This is a genomic window from Quadrisphaera sp. INWT6 (genome assembly GCF_015390235.1).
Lineage (GTDB): Bacteria > Actinomycetota > Actinomycetes > Actinomycetales > Quadrisphaeraceae > Quadrisphaera.
In genome coordinates, this window is sequence record NZ_VUOH01000006.1 from 94,101 (window position 1) to 109,485 (window position 15,385).

Below are 15,385 nucleotides of genomic sequence, written 5' to 3' on the forward strand. Positions count from 1 at the left end.
GCCGTCGTCGCCGTGCGCCGAGCCGGAGGAGGGAGGACGGTGGGCCCGTGGCAGCCGTTCCGCCCGTGACCGCGGGCGCCCACCGGGTGCCGACGCGGGGGTGGTCGGTGTGGAGCCGGTGCGGAACGCGGCCGTCGAGGACCAGCTGCGCCACCTCGCCGTCGAGGCCGCCCGCGTCGGGACGTTCGTGTGGGAGCCCGCCGCCGACGTCCTGAGCACCGACGAGCGCTTCCGCGAGTCCCTGGCCCTGACCCGCCAGGAGACCGCCGCGGGCATCAGCGCGGTGGTCGGCCGCGTCCACCCCGACGACCGCGAGCGCCTGCTCGGTGCGGTGGGGGCCGCGGTCGAGGACCGCGCGGAGTTCTCCGACGCGCACCGGGTGGTGCGGCCCGACGGGTCGGTGGCGCACTTCTCGCTGCGCGGGTGCGCCGTCCAGGGCGAGGACGGCGTGCTGCGGGTCCTCGGGGCCGCGGTGGAGACGACGGAGGTGCACCGGGCCCTCGAGGAGGCCGAGGAGCGGGCGCGGCTGGAGGCGCAGCGCGCGGCGCTGCGGGCGCGGGCGGCCGACGACCTGGGGAGCCGCTCGGACGTCGGGGTGCTGGGAACCCAGCTCGCCACGCTGGTGGTGCCGCAGCTGGCCGACTGGTGCGTGGTGAGCGTGGTGGAGGGCGACGGCCCGGCCTCGCGGGCGACGATGACGAGCGCGGGGTGGTGGCACGCCGACGCGGGGCTGCTGCCGCTGGTGGCGCGGGCGGCGGCGCTGCCGCCGGAGCAGCTGGTGCAGGCGGGGCCCGCGCCGGAGGAGGTCGCGGCCGGTCCGTTCGGGCTGCTGCTGCGGGGCCGGGTGGTGGTCCTGGGCGAGGGCGCGGCGGAGCAGGTGGCGGCGCAGCTGCCAGAGGGCGGGGCCCGCGACGCCGTGCTGGAGCTCGACCCGGAGGGCGCCGTGCTGCTGCCGCTGCTCGGGCGGGAGGAGGTGGTCGGCGTGCTGTCGTGCTTCACGGGGCGGGGGCGCCCGGTGCCCTGCGGGGAGGACCTGGAGCTGCTGGTCGACCTGGCCGCCCGCGCCGGGCTCGCCGTGGAGTCGGCGCGGGTGGTCACGTCGCAGCAGCAGATCGCCGAGGCGCTGCAGCGGGCGCTGCTCACCGCTCCCCCGCAGCCCGACGACCTGGAGGTGGTGGTCAGGTACACCCCCGCGGCGCACTCCGCGCAGGTCGGGGGCGACTGGTACGACGCCTTCGTGCAGCCGGGAGGGTCGACGGTGCTGGTCATCGGTGACGTCGTCGGCCACGACACGGCCGCGGCCGCCGCCATGGGGCAGCTGCGCGGCATGCTCCGGGGCCTGGGGGTGGTGGAGGACGTGCCCCCCGCGCAGCTGCTCGCGCGCCTCGACACCGCCATGCGCCGCCTCGACATCGACACCACCGCCACCGCCGTCGTCGCCAGGCTCGAGCAGACCCCCGCGCAGCGCCGCGCCGGGACGACGACGCTGCGCTGGTCGAGCGCGGGGCACCTGCCGCCGGTGGTGCTCACCCCCGACGGCCGCGCCCGGCTGCTGGACGGCGCGACGGGCCTGCTGCTGGGGCTGGAGGGCATCACGGGAGGGTCGTGGCGGCACGAGCACACCGAGTCGGTGCCGCGCGGGAGCACGGTGCTGCTGTGCACCGACGGTCTCGTGGAGCGCCGCGACGCCCCCCTCGACGTCGGGGTGGAGCGCTTCCTGCGCGCCGTGGAGGCCGCCCGCGACCACGACCTGGACGACCTGTGCGACGCGGTGCTGCTGCAGCTGGTGCCGCGCCAGGCCCCCGACGACGTCGCCCTGCTCGGCGTGCGGATGCACCCGCAGCACCACGCGCTGCACCGCGCCGACGGCCCACCCGACCAGCCCCGGCCGGCAGGCTGATCAGGGAGCCGAGGAGCCCCGGTCGGCCTCCTGCGCGACGACGGCGTCGGCGTCGGGCAGCCGGTGCAGGCCGGAGACCGCCCGCGAGGTGCGCCGGTTGGCCGCCAGCCGCTCCTCGTGCCGGGCGGTGAAGGCCCAGTAGCCGCCGGTGAAGGGGCAGGCGTCCTCGCCCAGGCGCTTCTTCGGGTCGTACGGGCAGCGCTTGCAGTAGTCGCTCATCCTGTCGACGTAGGCCCCGCCCGACCAGTACGGCTTGGTGGCCACGACCCCGCCGTCGGCGTGCTGGCTCATGCCGATGGTGTTGGCGGCCATCACCCAGGCGTACCCGTCGACGAAGCGGGTGTGGAACCACGCGGTGAGCTCCTGCGGGTCCCACCCGCGGGCGAGGGCGTACCCGCCCAGCACCATCAGGCGCGGGATGTGGTGGGCCCAGCCCTCCTCGCGCACCGTGCCGAGCACGTCGGACAGGCACGCGGCGCGGACCTCGCCGTCGGCGTCGAGGTCGGTGAACCACCGCGGCAGCGGCTCGCGGGCACCGAGCTCGTTGGCCCGCTCGAAGTCCTCCCCGAGGTGCCAGTACAGGTGCCAGACGTACTCGCGCCAGCCGACCACCTGGCGCACGAACCCCTCGGCGCTGGCCAGGCGCACGCCCTGCTCCCGGTGCGCGGCCTCGGCGCGCTCGGCCACCTCCACCGGGTGCACCAGCCCGAGGTTGAGCGGCACGGACATGAGGGAGTGCGCCATCCAGCGGTCCTGGGCGAGCATCGCGTCCTCGTAGGGGCCGAACGCCTCCAGCCGGTGCGTCAGGAAGTGGCGCAGGTTGGCCAGCGCCTCGCGGCGGGTGACGGCGAAGCGCCGCGGCCCGTCCTCGCCGACGAAGGTGACGCCCTCGTCGCGGACCATGCGGTCGAGGTCCTCACGGACCTGGGCGTCGACGTCGTCCTCGTGCGGCCACCACGGCTCGGCGACGCCCGCGGCCTCCTCCAGCGTCGGCGCCTTGGGGGCGGGCTCGCGGTTGTCGTGGTCGTAGTTCCAGGTGCCGCCCAGCGGTGAGCCGTCGCCCTCCAGCAGCAGGTGGTGGTGCTTGCGGACCTCGCGGTAGAAGTCCTCCATGAGCAGCCGCGGCTGCCCCGGCTGCCCCTTGCGGCCCGCCCAGTGGGCGAACTGCGCCTCGGTCACCGCCCAGCCGCGCGCCGGGAGCACCTCCACGCCGTCGAGCCCGCGCACGAAGCGCCGTGCGGCGCGCGACGTCGGGTCGCACACGCTGAGGCCCGCCGCGCGCTCCGCGTCGGTGAGCTGCTCGCGGGCGAGGGCGAGCCCCTCGCGGTAGGTGGCCGCCTGGACGAGCACGGCGCGCTCGCCCAGCTCGGCGGCGCGGTGGCGCATCGCCGAGAGCACCAGGTGGGCCTTGCGGCGGTGGTAGGTGCGGCGCGCGAAGACCCGCGTCGACTCCACCAGCACCGCCCGCTGGGAGGTGCTGTCGAGGAAGTGCGGTCCCAGCTGGTCGGCGAAGAGCCACCGCACGCCGTCGCCGGATCCCGCTGCTGCCCCGCCGGCGGTGTCGTCTGCCACGGGGTGAGCCGATCAGACGAAGAGCACGACCGCCAGCCCGAGCGCGCAGCACGCGAGCACGACACCCGTGAGGGCCAGCAGGGCCACGAGCCCGACGAGCCCCGCGACGACGGCGGCGTCGGCCGGCCCGGGGGCGCGCACGAGCGCGTCGGGGGCCCCCTGGGTCCGGGCGGCGCGCAGGCCCCCGACGAGGAGCACGAGCGACAGCAGCGGGTTCACCCGAACGACCCTCCCGACGACGCCCCCACCCCGACCAGCGCGAAGAGCGCCGCGGCGTAGAGGAACAGGCCCGCGGCGTACAGCGCGTACAGGCTGGCGATGGCGATGCCGATGCCCAGCCCCCACGCGGCCAGGCCCGCCCCCGCCTCACCGGTCCGGGCGATCTCCCGGCGGGCGAGGACGGCGAAGACGATGGAGGCGACCGGGACCCACAGCAGCGCCACGGACAGCACGGCCTTGGTGTTGGTCGGGCGCACGTGCGCCCACGGCGGCGCCCCCGCCGGCGGGCCGTAGCCCGCCAGCGGCGGGTACGGGTCCTGCGCCTCCTGGGTCACCGCTGCTCGTCAGCCGGGGGCCGGGGCGCCGCGGGAGGCTGCTGGGCGGGCTGCTGCTGCGCAGGATGCTCGGCGACCCGCGCGGGGGCCTGCTGGGACGCAGCGCGACCGGCGCCGGCGTCGGGGGTGCTGCGCTCGGCCTCGCGGGTGGCGCCGGCGGCCTCCTCGCGGGCGGCCCGCAGCGCCTCGGCCGGGTCCTGCAGCCGGGCGTCGCCGAACACGTCGTCGGCGGGGGTGCCCGGCTCGGCCAGCGGCCGCTCGCGCTTCGGGCGGACCTGCGCGGCCCAGCCGGAGTCAGGGGCGCCGTCACGGCCGCCGAGCGCGGAGCCGATGCCGCGCAGCGCCTCGGTGAGCTCGGCGGGGATGACCCAGGTGGTGTTGCCCTGGCCCTCGGCGAGCTTGGGCAGCGTCTGCAGGTACATGTAGGCCAGCAGGCCCGGGTCGGGCTCGCCGCGGTGGATGGCGTCGAAGACCTGCTGGATGGCGCGGGCCTCGCCCTGCGCCTTCAGGATCGCGGCCTGCGCCGCGCCCTCGGCGCGCAGCACCGCGGACTGCTTCTCGCCCTCGGCGGTGAGGATCTGGCTCTGCTTGGAGCCCTCGGCGGTGAGGATGGCCGCGCGGCGGTTCCGCTCGGCGCGCATCTGCTGCTCCATGGAGTCCTGCACGGACGCGGGCGGGTCGATCGCCTTCAGCTCGACGCGGTTCACGCGGATGCCCCAGCGGCCGGTGGCCTCGTCGAGCACCCCGCGCAGCTGGCCGTTGATCTGGTCGCGGCTGGTCAGGGTCTGCTCGAGGTCGAGCGAGCCGATGACGTTGCGCAGCGTGGTGACGGTCAGCTGCTCGATGCCCTGGATGTAGTTGGCGATCTCGTACGTGGCCGCGCGCGGGTCCGTCGGCTGGAAGTAGATGACCGTGTCGATGCTCACCACGAGGTTGTCGGAGGTGATCACCGGCTGCGGCGGGAACGTGACGACCTGCTCGCGCAGGTCGACGCGGGCGCGGACCCTGTCGAAGAACGGCACGAGGATGTGCAGGCCGGCCTCGAGCGTGCGCGAGTAGCGGCCCAGGCGCTCGACGATGAGCGAGGAGGCCTGCGGGACGATCCGCACCGCCCTCACCACCGTGATGACCACGAAGACGAGCAGCAGGACGAGCACGACGGTCAGCAGGAAGCTCGTGGGGTCCACGGGTCAGCCCTCCGGGTGTCGGGGCGGGGCCGGCGGGGAGCCGGCCTGGGGTCCGGCGCCGGGTTCGGCCGGGTGGTTCGACGGGGCCGCCGAGGGGGCCGCGGTGACGACGGCGGTGGCCCCGTCGATCGAGACGACGCTCACCTGCGCCCCGACGGCGAAGACCGCACCGGGCTCGAGGGTGCGCGCCGACCACTCCTCGCCGGCGAGCTTCACGCGCCCGCCGTCCTCGGTGACCTCGGCCAGCACGCGCGCGGGCCGCCCGACGTGGGCAGCGGTGCCGGTGGGCGAGAAGCGCCCCTCCACCCGGAACCGCTTCACCAGCAGCGGGCGCACGAGGAACAGGCCGAGCACGGAGACGGCGCTGGCGGTGATGGCCTGGGCGGTGAAGCCGCCGCCCAGCAGGGCGACGAGCGAGCCGCTGAGCGCCCCGACCACGAGCGTGCCGAACACCAGGTTCAGCGCGAAGACCTCGAGACCGGCCAGCACGAAGGCCGCGATCACCCACCACAGCGCAGCCATGTTCCGACCCTATGCGCCGCGGCTGACAGCCGCCCCGGTCCCGGGGGCCGTCACCCGGTGGGGCTCAGCCGATCGCCCGAGCGGTCCACCGCTTGCCGACCCGCTCCACGGCCAGGGGCAGGCCGAACGCCGTCGACAGCGGCCCGTCGCGCAGCACCTCGCCGACCGGCCCGGCGGCCACGACGCGGCCCTGGCGCAGCAGCAGCGCGTGGGTGGTGCCCACGGGCACCTCCTCCACGTGGTGCGTGACGAGCACGCTGGTGGGCGCCAGGGGGTCGGAGGCGAAGCGCGCCAGGCGGCGCAGCAGGTCCTCGCGGGCGCCGAGGTCCAGGCCGGCGGCGGGCTCGTCGAGGAGCAGCAGCTCGGGGTCGGTCATGAGGGCGCGGGCGATGAGCACCCGGCCCCGCTCGCCGCTGGAGAGGGTGCCGAAGCGCCGGTCGGCCAGGGCGTGCGCGCCCATCACCGACAGCAGCGCGCCGGCGCGGGCGTGGTCGGCGGCGTCGTACTGCTCGCGCCAGCGGCCCACCACGCCGTACGCAGCGGTGACGACCACGTCGCGCACCTTCTCGGAGCGCGAGACCTGCTCGGAGAGGTTGCCGCTGGCCAGGCCGATGCGGGGGCGCAGCTCGAAGACGTCGACCCGGCCCAGCTGCTCGCCGAGCACGCGGACGGTGCCCCGGGTGGGGTGCATCCGGGTCGCGGCGATCTGCAGCAGGGTGGTCTTGCCGGCGCCGTTGGGGCCGAGCACCACCCAGCGCTCGCCCTCGCGGACCGTCCAGTCGACCTCGGAGACCAGCTCCTTGCCGCCGCGGACGACGGTCACCGCCTCCATGCCGAGGACCTCGTCGACCCCGCCGGACACCGCGCTCACCACGCCGACGACCCTAGCGGCGCCCCGCCGGGGGCCGCCTAGGGTGGGTCGGTGCTGGTCCTCCCCCGCTCCGCGCGCCTGGCCGCCTGGGGCAGCGCCGCGATCGCCGGTCGCGCGACCCCCGCCGACGCCGTCCGCGCCGTGACCGGTGACGACGAGCCCCACGCCGTCGAGGGGCACCTCGCGCCGCCGGACGACGACGCCGCGTCGTCGTCGTCGCTCGAGCGGCTCCTCGCGGCGCTGGTCGCCTCGGGGGCCACCGGGATGCGCGTGGCCCTGCCGGCCCCCGGCGACGCGGGCGGCCTGCCCGGCCCGGCCGCGTTCACCGCCGAGGCCGTCGACGCCGGCGAGGCCGTGCTCGTCGAGGGCGAGCTGCTCCTGGCCGACGGCGTCGGCCGCCTCGGCCTGGTGCCCGAGCTGACGCTGTTCGGCTCCGCCCACGAGCCCGGGACGCACGTGCTGTGGCGCAGCGAGCCCGTCTGGTCGCCGCGGGCGCCCGACGGCACGACCCTGTCCGACGCCGAGCGCCAGCTGCGCGCCGGGCTCGCCGAGGCCACCGCCGTCCTCGCCGGCCTCGACGTGGCCCGCTGGCGCGACGACGCCGCCGACCGGATCACCAGCGTCCGCGACGGCGCCCTCGGCCTGCGCGAGCTGCCGCCCGGGACCCCGGCGCGGGCCGCGCGGGTGGCGGCGTCGGCGGCGCGGGTGCGGGCCATCGTCGAGCTCGCCACCGAGGACGACGGCGCCGCCGTCTCCAGCGGGGAGGCGCTCGCCCGGGCGCGCTCGCTGCGCGAGGTCGACGCGAGCGCCCGCCGCGCGCTGGCGGTGGCCGTCAACGCCGCGGCCGACCCCGGAGCGCCCGGGGCCGACCGCTAGCCGGTCAGCCGGTCAGCCGGTCAGCCGGTCAGCCGCTCAGCCGGTCAGGGGCGCAGCGGGTCCGCGAGCGCGGCGCGGTAGACGTCGAGGGTGCGCTCGCCGATGGCGTGCCAGCCGAACTCGGCGACGGCGCGGGCGCGCCCGGCCTCACCGCGGCGGCGGGCCTCCGCGGGGTCGGAGGTCGCCTCCGTCAGGGCCGCCGCGAGGTCGGCCTCGTAGCGCGCCGGGTCGACGGGGCGGCCGGTGCCGTCCTGCACCTGGTCGATGGGGACCAGCCAGCCGGTGCGGCCGTCGTCGACGACCTCGGGGATGCCGCCCGTGGCGCTGGCGACGACGGCGGCGCCGCACGCCATCGCCTCGAGGTTCACGATGCCGAGCGGCTCGTAGACCGACGGGCACACGAAGACCGTGGCCGCCGAGAGCAGCCGGATGACGTCGGTGCGCGGCAGCATCCTGTCGATCAGGACGACGCCGCGGCGGGTGGCCTTGAGCTCCTGCACCAGCCCGGCGACCTCGGCGGCGATCTCGGGGGTGTCCGGTGCGCCCGCGGCGAGCACGAGCTGCACGTCGGGGGGCAGCTGGGCGGCGGCGCGCAGCAGGTGCGGCAGGCCCTTCTGGCGGGTGGTGCGCCCGACGAAGACCACGCTGGGGGCGTCGGGGTCGACCCCGAGGGCGCGCACGGCCTCGTGGGCCTCGGGCGAGTCGTCGCGGGCCCACGCGTCGGGGTCGATGCCGTTGTGCACCACGTGCACGCGGGCCGGGTCGAGGTCGGGGTAGCAGCGCAGGATGTCGCGGCGCATGCCCGCGGAGACGGCGATGACGGCGGAGGCGGCCTCGTAGGCGGTCTTCTCGGCCCAGCTCGAGAGGGCGTACCCGCCACCGAGCTGCTCGGCCTTCCAGGGGCGCAGCGGCTCCAGGCTGTGGGCGCTGACCACGTGCGGCACCCCGGCCAGCAGGCCCGAGAGGTGGCCGGCGAGGTTGGCGTACCAGGTGTGGGAGTGCACCAGGTCGGTCCCGCCCGCGGCACCGGCGTCGGAGGTCACGGCGGCGACCATCGACAGGTCGACCCCCAGCACGCGCAGCGCGGCGTTGGCGCCGGCCAGCTCGGCCAGCTCGGCGTGGTCGGTGGTGCCCGCCTCGTCGCGGGAGCCCTCCGCGGGCGCCCAGGCGCGCACGCGCACGTCCAGCGGGTCACCGCCCGGCCCGTCGGCGCGGAGCTGGCGGAGCACGGCCACCAGCTCGGCGACGTGCACCCCCGCGCCGCCGTAGATGTCCGGCGGGTACTCACGGGTGAGGACGTCGACGCGCATGGGCGGAACCTAGACCCCGGCGCGCGCCGCCCACCACCGCGTCCCCGTCCGGGGGACCACCACCGGGCACCGGGTCCCCCAGAACGGGGCAGGAGGGGCGAAGGGGGCTGCCGAGGGGGCCTGCGGCGTCCAGCGGGCGTCCGCGGGGCGCCCAGCGGGTGAGAAGTCGCGCACCCGCCTGTGCGGGCGGTGACCAGCGGTCCTAGGGTTCGCCGCATGGCACCGAAGGTGATGGCCATCGTCCTGGCCGGCGGCGAGGGGAAGCGGCTCATGCCGCTGACCGCAGACCGCGCGAAGCCGGCCGTCCCGTTCGGCGGGACGTACCGGCTGGTGGACTTCGCCCTGTCCAACCTCGTGAACTCGCGCTACCTCAAGTCGGTGGTGCTCACGCAGTACAAGAGCCACAGCCTCGACCGCCACATCACCATGACGTGGCGCATGTCGACGATGCTGGGCAACTACGTCACGCCGGTCCCGGCCCAGCAGCGGCGCGGCCCGCACTGGTACCTGGGCTCGGCCGACGCCATCCACCAGAACAGCAACCTCATCAACGACGAGCGGCCGGACATCGTCGTCGTCGTCGGCGCGGACAACATCTACCGGATGGACTTCGCGGCGATGGTGCAGTCGCACATCGACTCCGGGGCCGCCGCGACCGTCGCGGCGATCCGGCAGCCGATCGCGCTGGCCGACCAGTTCGGCGTCATCGACGTCGACCCGACCGACCGCCGCAAGATCCGCGCCTTCCTCGAGAAGCCGACCGACCCCGAGGGCCTGCCCGACTCCCCCGGCGAGGTCCTGGCCTCGATGGGCAACTACGTCTTCGACGCGAAGGCGCTCATGGAGGCGGTGAGCAAGGACGCCGACCGCGAGGGCTCGCGCCACGACATGGGCGGCGACATCGTCCCGTGGTTCGTGGAGCAGGGGCGCGCCGGCGTCTACGACTTCAAGGACAACGACGTGCCCGGCTCGACCGAGCGCGACAAGGACTACTGGCGCGACGTCGGGACGCTCGACAGCTACTACGAGGCCCACATGGACCTCATCTCGGTGCACCCGGTGTTCAACCTCTACAACTACGAGTGGCCGATCTACAGCCAGCAGCCCCCGCTGCCGCCGGCGAAGTTCGTGCACGGGTGGCAGGGCCGCATCGGCCACGCCATCAACTCGGTGGTCGGCCCCGGCTCGGTCGTGTCCGGCTCGCTGGTCGAGGACTCCGTGCTCGCCACCGGCGTGCAGGTGCACTCGTGGGCGTCGGTCGACAGGTCGGTGCTCATGGACGGGGTGCAGGTGGCCCGCCACGCGGTGGTGCGCCGGGCGATCATCGACAAGAACGTCGTGGTCCCCGAGGGCGCGACCGTCGGCGTCGACCCGGACCGCGACCGCGAGCGCGGCTTCACGGTGACGGAGTCGGGCATCACGATCGTCGGCAAGCACCAGACCGTGGAGCCCTGACCTCCGCTCGTGGTCCCCGTGGACGTCCCCCACGCCCCCGGCCCGGACGCCGACCCCGCGGTCGCGTCCGGGCCGGGGGCGTCTCCGCTCCCGGGCGGCACCTCCCCCGACGCCCCAGGCGGTGATCATGGGCGCTAGCCACCCCCGTCGCCGCACGCCTCGGCTGGCGGCACCCCGTCCTCCGGACGTCGTGCTGCCCGACCTCGAGGTGCTGCCAGAGGGCGAGCTGCTGCGCGGCCGCTGGGACAGCGTCCTGGTCGACGGCGCGGAGCTGTCCGGCGCCCGGCTCGAGGGCCTGGTCGTGCTGGAGTGCGCCGTCGAGGACGCCGTGCTCGACGGCGCGCTCCTCGCCGCGCTGCGGTGCTCGAGCAGCCGGTGGGAGCGGGTCTCCGCCGTCGCGGCCGACGCGGCGCGCTCGCAGTGGGCCGACGTCGAGGTCACCGGGGCGCGGCTGTCCGCGCTGCGCCTGCCGGCGGCGCGCCTCGACCGGGTGGCGCTGCGGGGGTGCCGCCTCGACGGCGCGGTGCTCCGCGACGCGGCGCTGGTCGACGTCGTCCTCGACGGCTGCGACCTGAGGGGCGCCGACCTGACGGGGGCGCGGCTGCAGCGGGTGTCGTTCACGGGGTGCGACCTCTCGGGCGCCGATCTGGCGGGGGCTCGCTGCGACGACGTCGACCTGCGCGGCGCGACCCTGGACGACCTGCGCGGTGTCGACGGGCTGCGCGGGTGCGCCGTCGACACCGCCGAGCTCGTGGGCCTGGCGCCCCAGCTCGCCGCCCACCTGGGCCTGCGCCTCCTCTGACCCGCCCCCGCGACCGCACCCTCCGCGGAGAGCGCGCACGACGGAGCCGGGTGGTTAGGGGGTCAGGGGGTCAGGGCCGCGGCGAGGACCTGCTCGGCCGACGCCCGGTCGCCCGTCAGCCGCAGCCGCGCCGACGCCAGCTCGCGCTCGAGCGAGGTGCGCCGCCACAGCAGCAGGAGCAGCACCGGGAACGGTCCGACGACGGTGGCGTCCGGGCTCCCGCCCGCAGGACCGGGCGCCCCGAGGAGCACCGCGCCGCCGTCAGCGTCCTGCAGCGACACGGTGCCCGGCAGCGGCGGCGTGCGCCCGAGCCTCACCTGCCGCGGCGCCACCACCTCGGCCACCTCCGCCACGCCCTCAGCGGCGACGTCGGCCGCCAGCCACGTCGCCGGGTCGGGCTCCGCGCCGAGGCCGGCCGCCGCGAGCGCCGCCTCGGCGTCCCAGCGGTGCAGCGCCGTCTCCAGCGCCTGGCGCCGGGCCCAGAACGCCGCGGTGGCGGGAGCCTCGGGAACGGCGAAGGTCCAGCAGGGCTGCGACGCCGGGGTGGAGCGCAGCGCCGCAGCGAGCGCCTCGGCACCGCGGGCGAACCACTCGCGGACCGCGGTGTCGTCGTCGGGACCTGCGGGCTCGCCCCCGGGGTCGCCGTCGGGCGGTGCGGCCAGGGCGGCGGTGGCCCAGCGGTGCACCCCGCCGGTGTGGCGGGCCAGGTCGACGAGCCGCCACCCGGGGCAGCCCGGCACGTGCGCCTGCAGCGCTCCAGGAGCGAGCAGGGCCGCCAGAGCGGTGGCCTCTCGCTGGACCAGGTCGGCGGCGCGGCTCGTCTCCACGCGCGGACGCTAGCCGCCGGCGCGGCGCGGGCGGCAGGCGCGGACCTGCCACCGGCCGTGGAGATCCCGCCACGGGGCGGACCGGAGCGGCTCGGGCGGTCCGTCCAGCATGCACAAGACCCCGCACGACGTCGTTGCGGGCCTCACGGCGGGTCGTGTGCATGCTCGGCGGGACGCCCTCGCTCCCGCGGTGCGAGCACGAGGGCCGCCGGAGCAGGCACTGACACGCGAGTCGTGACAGAGCGTTGACTCGCGGACGATCGACCCGCTACGGTCCTGCCCAGGTCATGAGCGCCAGCGCGAAGCCCCGGCTCGCTGGCCGGCAACCCTGCTCGTCATGGGGTGCTCCGGGTGAGGACCAGGCACGTGCCCTCCGGCACGAGCAAGGACGACTTCGAGGAGCCGACGTGCGCACGCACGCCCTGACCAGCGACGCCTGTCGCTGGCGACGCGCCTGACCGCAGCCCGCTGAGCCGCCGGCACCCCCGGCCCAGCACCTCCGCAGGTCCCGACCCCGCCGCCTCCGGCGTCCGGTCGGTGCCTGGCTGCCCCGCGCGTCGCCACTCCCCACCGCTGCCCGCCGACCCTGCGCAGCGCCCCCGCACCCACCGCTCACCGTCACCGTGCGTGACTGCCGAGCGGCGATGCCCCCTGCCCACCCGACCCCGAGAGACCCGGTGACCCCGCCGTGACCCAGCCGTGATCGAGCTCCGCCAGCTCACCAAAACCTACGGGGAGGGCCAGCACGCCACCACCGTGCTGGACTCCCTCGACCTGACCGTCTCCCCCGGGGAGATCACCGCCGTCGTCGGCCCGTCCGGCGCCGGCAAGTCGACGCTCGCCGCCTGCACCACGCTGCTGGAGCGCCCGACGTCGGGCGCGGTGCTCGTCGGCGGCCGCGACCTCACCGCCCTGGGCGAGAGGGAGCTGCGCGAGGCGCGCCGCGGCATCGGCACCGTCTTCCAGGCCGACGGCCTGCTGACCCGCCGGACCGCCGCGCAGAACGTCGAGCTGCCGCTCAGGCACCTCGGCGTGGTGCCCGCTCAGCGCAGGGCGCGCGTGGTCGAGCTGCTCGAGCGGGTCGGCCTGGCCGACAAGGCCCACCGCTACCCGCACGAGCTGTCCGGCGGCCAGCGCCAGCGCGTCGGCATCGCCCGCGCCCTCGCGCTGCGCCCGGGCGTGCTGCTGTCCGACGAGGCGACCTCGGGCCTCGACCCGCAGGCCACCGCGAGCATCGTCGGGCTGCTCAAGGAGCTCCGCGACGACCTCCAGCTCGCCGTCCTGTTCATCACCCACGAGATGGACACCGTGGTCGCGGTGGCCGACACCGTGGCCCGTCTCGAGGCCGGTCGGATCGTCGAGCACGGCGCCCTGGTCGACCTGCTCCACACGCCGGCCTCACCGCTGGGTCGCGCCCTGCTGCCGCGGCGCTCGCACGCGGGCGCCAGCGCCGGCGAGCACGACGACGCCGCCCGCCCGCCGCTGTCGGTCTGGGTGGTCAGCCACGCCGGCAACCGGGTCCCGGGCGACTGGCTGGTCCGCGCCTCCCGGGCGCTGGGCACCGACCTGGAGCTGCTCGGCGCCTCGCTGAGCACCGTGGCCGGGTGCAGGTGGGGCACGCCGTCGTCGGCGCGGCCCCGCACCTCGACGACGCCGACGTCGAGGCCGCCCTCATCGGCCTCGGGCTGCACGCCCAGCGCGAGGAGTCGGACAGCCGCGAGCAGCGGCGGGCCGCCGAGGCGCTGGAGGTCGTCGCATGAGCACGCCCCCCGCCGGCGGGGTGCTGACCAGCGGCGTGCTCGCCGCCACCAGCACCGACCTCAGCTGGGGCGAGATCCCGGCGCTGGTGCTCCCGGCCCTCGGCGACACGCTGGTCATGGTCGGGGTGACGATGCTCGTCGTCGTCGCGCTCGGCGTCCCGCTCGGGGTGGCCCTCGACGCCCTGAGCCCCGACGGCCTCACCCCGCGGCCCGTGCTGCACAAGGTGCTGTCGGCCGTCGTCAGCACGGGGCGGTCGCTGCCGTTCCTCATCCTCATGGCGGCGCTGGTGCCGTTCACGCGGTTCGTCACCGGCACCAACATCGGCATCCCCGCCGCGGTGGTGCCGATGGCGCTGGCCGGCACGGCGTTCTTCAGCCGCATCGTGGAGAACTCGCTGCGGTCGGTGCCGCCGTCGCTGGTGCGCGTCGCCCGGGCGTCCGGCGCCTCGCCGCTGCAGGTGCTGACCAGCGTGAAGCTGTCCGAGGCGGTCCCGTCGATCCTCGGCGGCCTGACCATCAACACCATCGCGATGATCGAGTACTCGGCCATCGCGGGGACCATCGGCGCCGGCGGCATCGGCTACGTCGCCGTGACCTACGGCTACCAGCGGTTCGACCACGGCGTGATGGTCACGACGATCGTCGTGCTGGTCGCCCTGGTCGCCGCGGTCCAGGCGCTCGGCGACGCCGCCGTGCGCGCCACCACCCCCCACTCCCGCGGCGGCTCGCGCCCCCGCGCCCCCCGCCTCCACCGGCTCCCCCGGCTGGACGGCCAGTCCCCCCTGACGACCACCCCGCGCAGCAAGGAGCTCACCGATGTCCACCACTGAGACCCGCCCCACCCCGACCTCCGGCGACCACGGCTTCGAGGTCAGGCAGCGCAGGCGGTGGCCGTGGGTCGCCGGTGGCGCGGTGGCCGTGCTGGCCGTCGCGGCCGCCGTCGTCGTCCCGCGCCTGGGCGGCGAGGAGACGGCCAACACGACGCCGGGCGCCACGCTCTACGTGGCGACCGCCGAGGGCAACGCGCGCGAGCAGGCGCTCATCGAGTACATCGCGAAGGACGTCGCGCCCGACCACGGCATCAAGGTCGCCTTCAAGGCGCTCGCCGACAGCAACACCATCAACCGCGCCGTGAGCGACGGCGAGGTGGCGGGGACGATCTACCAGCACGAGCTGTGGCTGGGGCAGGTGCTCGAGGCGAACCCCGACTTCAAGGAGGAGGCGGCGACGCCGGTGTTCCGCTGGGGCTTCGGGCTGTGGTCGGCCAAGTGGAAGACGCCCCAGGAGATCCCCCAGGGCGGCACGGTCTCGCTGTACTCCGACCCCGCCAACGAGGCGCAGGGCCTGTACGTGCTGCAGCAGGCGGGCCTGATCACGCTGAAGGACGGCGTGGACGTCGGCTCCGCGACCGTCGACGACATCGCCAGCAACCCGAAGGACCTGCAGTTCACGCTGCTGGACTTCGGCGCGCAGAGCCGGGCCCTGCCCGACCTCGACGCGGCCGTCGGCTACACCGAGTACTACCTCGCGGCCAAGATCCCGCTGGAGCAGCAGATCTTCGCGCCGACGCCGCCCGACGAGTTCGCCGGCCAGCTGACCATCGGCTCCACCTGGAAGGACTCGGACAACATCAAGGCGCTCGTCGAGACCTTCCAGGACCCGAAGGTCCAGGAGTACCTCGCCACGGACCCCGACGTGCAGGGCGTGCTGCTCCCGCTGGCCAGCTGACCCCTCTCGCAGCCGAGCGCC

The 15,385-nt window shown here is 76.1% G+C and carries 15 protein-coding genes, 1 pseudogene and 1 riboswitch; of the genes and pseudogenes, 8 read left to right on the plus strand and 8 right to left on the minus strand.

All coding sequences use genetic code 11. The features are described from left to right. Positions 1-109 precede the first annotated feature (109 nt). Positions 110-1,900, plus strand: a complete 1,791-nt coding sequence (locus tag F1641_RS17855) for a SpoIIE family protein phosphatase (RefSeq protein WP_194907792.1) — start codon at positions 110-112, stop codon at positions 1,898-1,900. On the opposite strand, the gene F1641_RS17860 is transcribed toward F1641_RS17855, so the two are convergent. From F1641_RS17860 to F1641_RS17885, 6 genes are all read right to left on the minus strand, one after another. After that, the gene (locus tag F1641_RS17860) at positions 1,901-3,472 is read right to left on the minus strand and encodes a cryptochrome/photolyase family protein (RefSeq protein ID WP_309225698.1); all 1,572 of its coding nucleotides are present in this window, start codon (positions 3,470-3,472) and stop codon (positions 1,901-1,903) included. A gap of 12 nt (positions 3,473-3,484) precedes the next feature. Beyond that, positions 3,485-3,691, minus strand: coding sequence for a hypothetical protein (locus F1641_RS17865; RefSeq protein WP_194907793.1), 207 nt, complete (start codon positions 3,689-3,691; stop codon positions 3,485-3,487). Beyond that, a complete protein-coding gene (locus tag F1641_RS17870; protein WP_194907794.1) occupies positions 3,688-4,026 on the minus strand; it encodes a DUF4190 domain-containing protein in 339 nt (112 codons plus the stop codon). Before F1641_RS17870 ends, F1641_RS17865 begins: the two co-directional genes overlap by 4 nt. Next, entirely contained in the window at positions 4,023-5,213 is a 1,191-nt protein-coding gene (locus F1641_RS22610; protein WP_194907795.1) for an SPFH domain-containing protein, read from the minus strand. The genes F1641_RS17870 and F1641_RS22610 overlap by 4 nt, the downstream gene beginning before the upstream one ends. Before the next feature lie 3 nt (positions 5,214-5,216). Further along, the gene (locus F1641_RS17880) at positions 5,217-5,735 is read right to left on the minus strand and encodes an NfeD family protein (protein ID WP_194907796.1); all 519 of its coding nucleotides are present in this window, start codon (positions 5,733-5,735) and stop codon (positions 5,217-5,219) included. 64 nt (positions 5,736-5,799) lie between these two features. After that, the gene (locus F1641_RS17885; RefSeq protein ID WP_194908163.1) at positions 5,800-6,567 is read right to left on the minus strand and encodes an ABC transporter ATP-binding protein; all 768 of its coding nucleotides are present in this window, start codon (positions 6,565-6,567) and stop codon (positions 5,800-5,802) included. A 90-nt stretch (positions 6,568-6,657) separates the two neighbouring features. Between F1641_RS17885 and F1641_RS17890 the strand changes: the two genes are divergently transcribed. After that, entirely contained in the window at positions 6,658-7,482 is an 825-nt protein-coding gene (locus F1641_RS17890) for a hypothetical protein (RefSeq protein WP_194907798.1), read from the plus strand. A 44-nt stretch (positions 7,483-7,526) separates the two neighbouring features. Here F1641_RS17890 and glgA read toward each other — a convergent pair whose 3' ends face one another. After that, positions 7,527-8,792 (minus strand): glycogen synthase, encoded by a 1,266-nt coding sequence (gene glgA, locus F1641_RS17895; RefSeq protein ID WP_194907800.1) that lies wholly within the window; start codon positions 8,790-8,792, stop codon positions 7,527-7,529. Between the two features lie 216 nt (positions 8,793-9,008). Here glgA and glgC point away from each other — a divergent pair, with 216 nt between their 5' ends. Further along, entirely contained in the window at positions 9,009-10,247 is a 1,239-nt protein-coding gene (gene glgC / locus F1641_RS17900) for a glucose-1-phosphate adenylyltransferase (protein WP_194907802.1), read from the plus strand. A 127-nt stretch (positions 10,248-10,374) separates the two neighbouring features. Then, positions 10,375-11,049, plus strand: coding sequence for a pentapeptide repeat-containing protein (locus F1641_RS17905; protein WP_194907804.1), 675 nt, complete (start codon positions 10,375-10,377; stop codon positions 11,047-11,049). A 62-nt stretch (positions 11,050-11,111) separates the two neighbouring features. Here F1641_RS17905 and F1641_RS17910 read toward each other — a convergent pair whose 3' ends face one another. Next, on the minus strand, positions 11,112-11,876 hold the full coding sequence (locus F1641_RS17910; protein WP_194907806.1) for a maleylpyruvate isomerase N-terminal domain-containing protein: 765 nt from the start codon (positions 11,874-11,876) through the stop codon (positions 11,112-11,114). Positions 11,877-12,159: 283 nt separating this feature from the next. Beyond that, a riboswitch (SAM riboswitch) is annotated at positions 12,160-12,271 on the plus strand. A gap of 361 nt (positions 12,272-12,632) precedes the next feature. Here F1641_RS17910 and F1641_RS24055 point away from each other — a divergent pair. From F1641_RS24055 to F1641_RS17930, 4 genes and pseudogenes are all read left to right on the plus strand, one after another. Next, positions 12,633-13,022: pseudogene (locus F1641_RS24055) on the plus strand (ATP-binding cassette domain-containing protein); the annotation flags it as partial. A 458-nt stretch (positions 13,023-13,480) separates the two neighbouring features. Then, entirely contained in the window at positions 13,481-13,636 is a 156-nt protein-coding gene (locus tag F1641_RS17920) for a hypothetical protein (protein WP_194907808.1), read from the plus strand. Continuing rightward, positions 13,633-14,466 carry a methionine ABC transporter permease gene (locus F1641_RS17925; protein WP_194907810.1) on the plus strand — a complete coding sequence of 278 codons (834 nt, stop codon included), beginning with the start codon at positions 13,633-13,635 and terminating at the stop codon, positions 14,464-14,466. Before F1641_RS17920 ends, F1641_RS17925 begins: the two co-directional genes overlap by 4 nt. Then, positions 14,453-15,364: a MetQ/NlpA family ABC transporter substrate-binding protein gene (locus tag F1641_RS17930; RefSeq protein ID WP_194907812.1), complete on the plus strand. Its 912-nt coding sequence runs from the start codon at positions 14,453-14,455 to the stop codon at positions 15,362-15,364. Before F1641_RS17925 ends, F1641_RS17930 begins: the two co-directional genes overlap by 14 nt. Positions 15,365-15,385 lie beyond the last annotated feature (21 nt).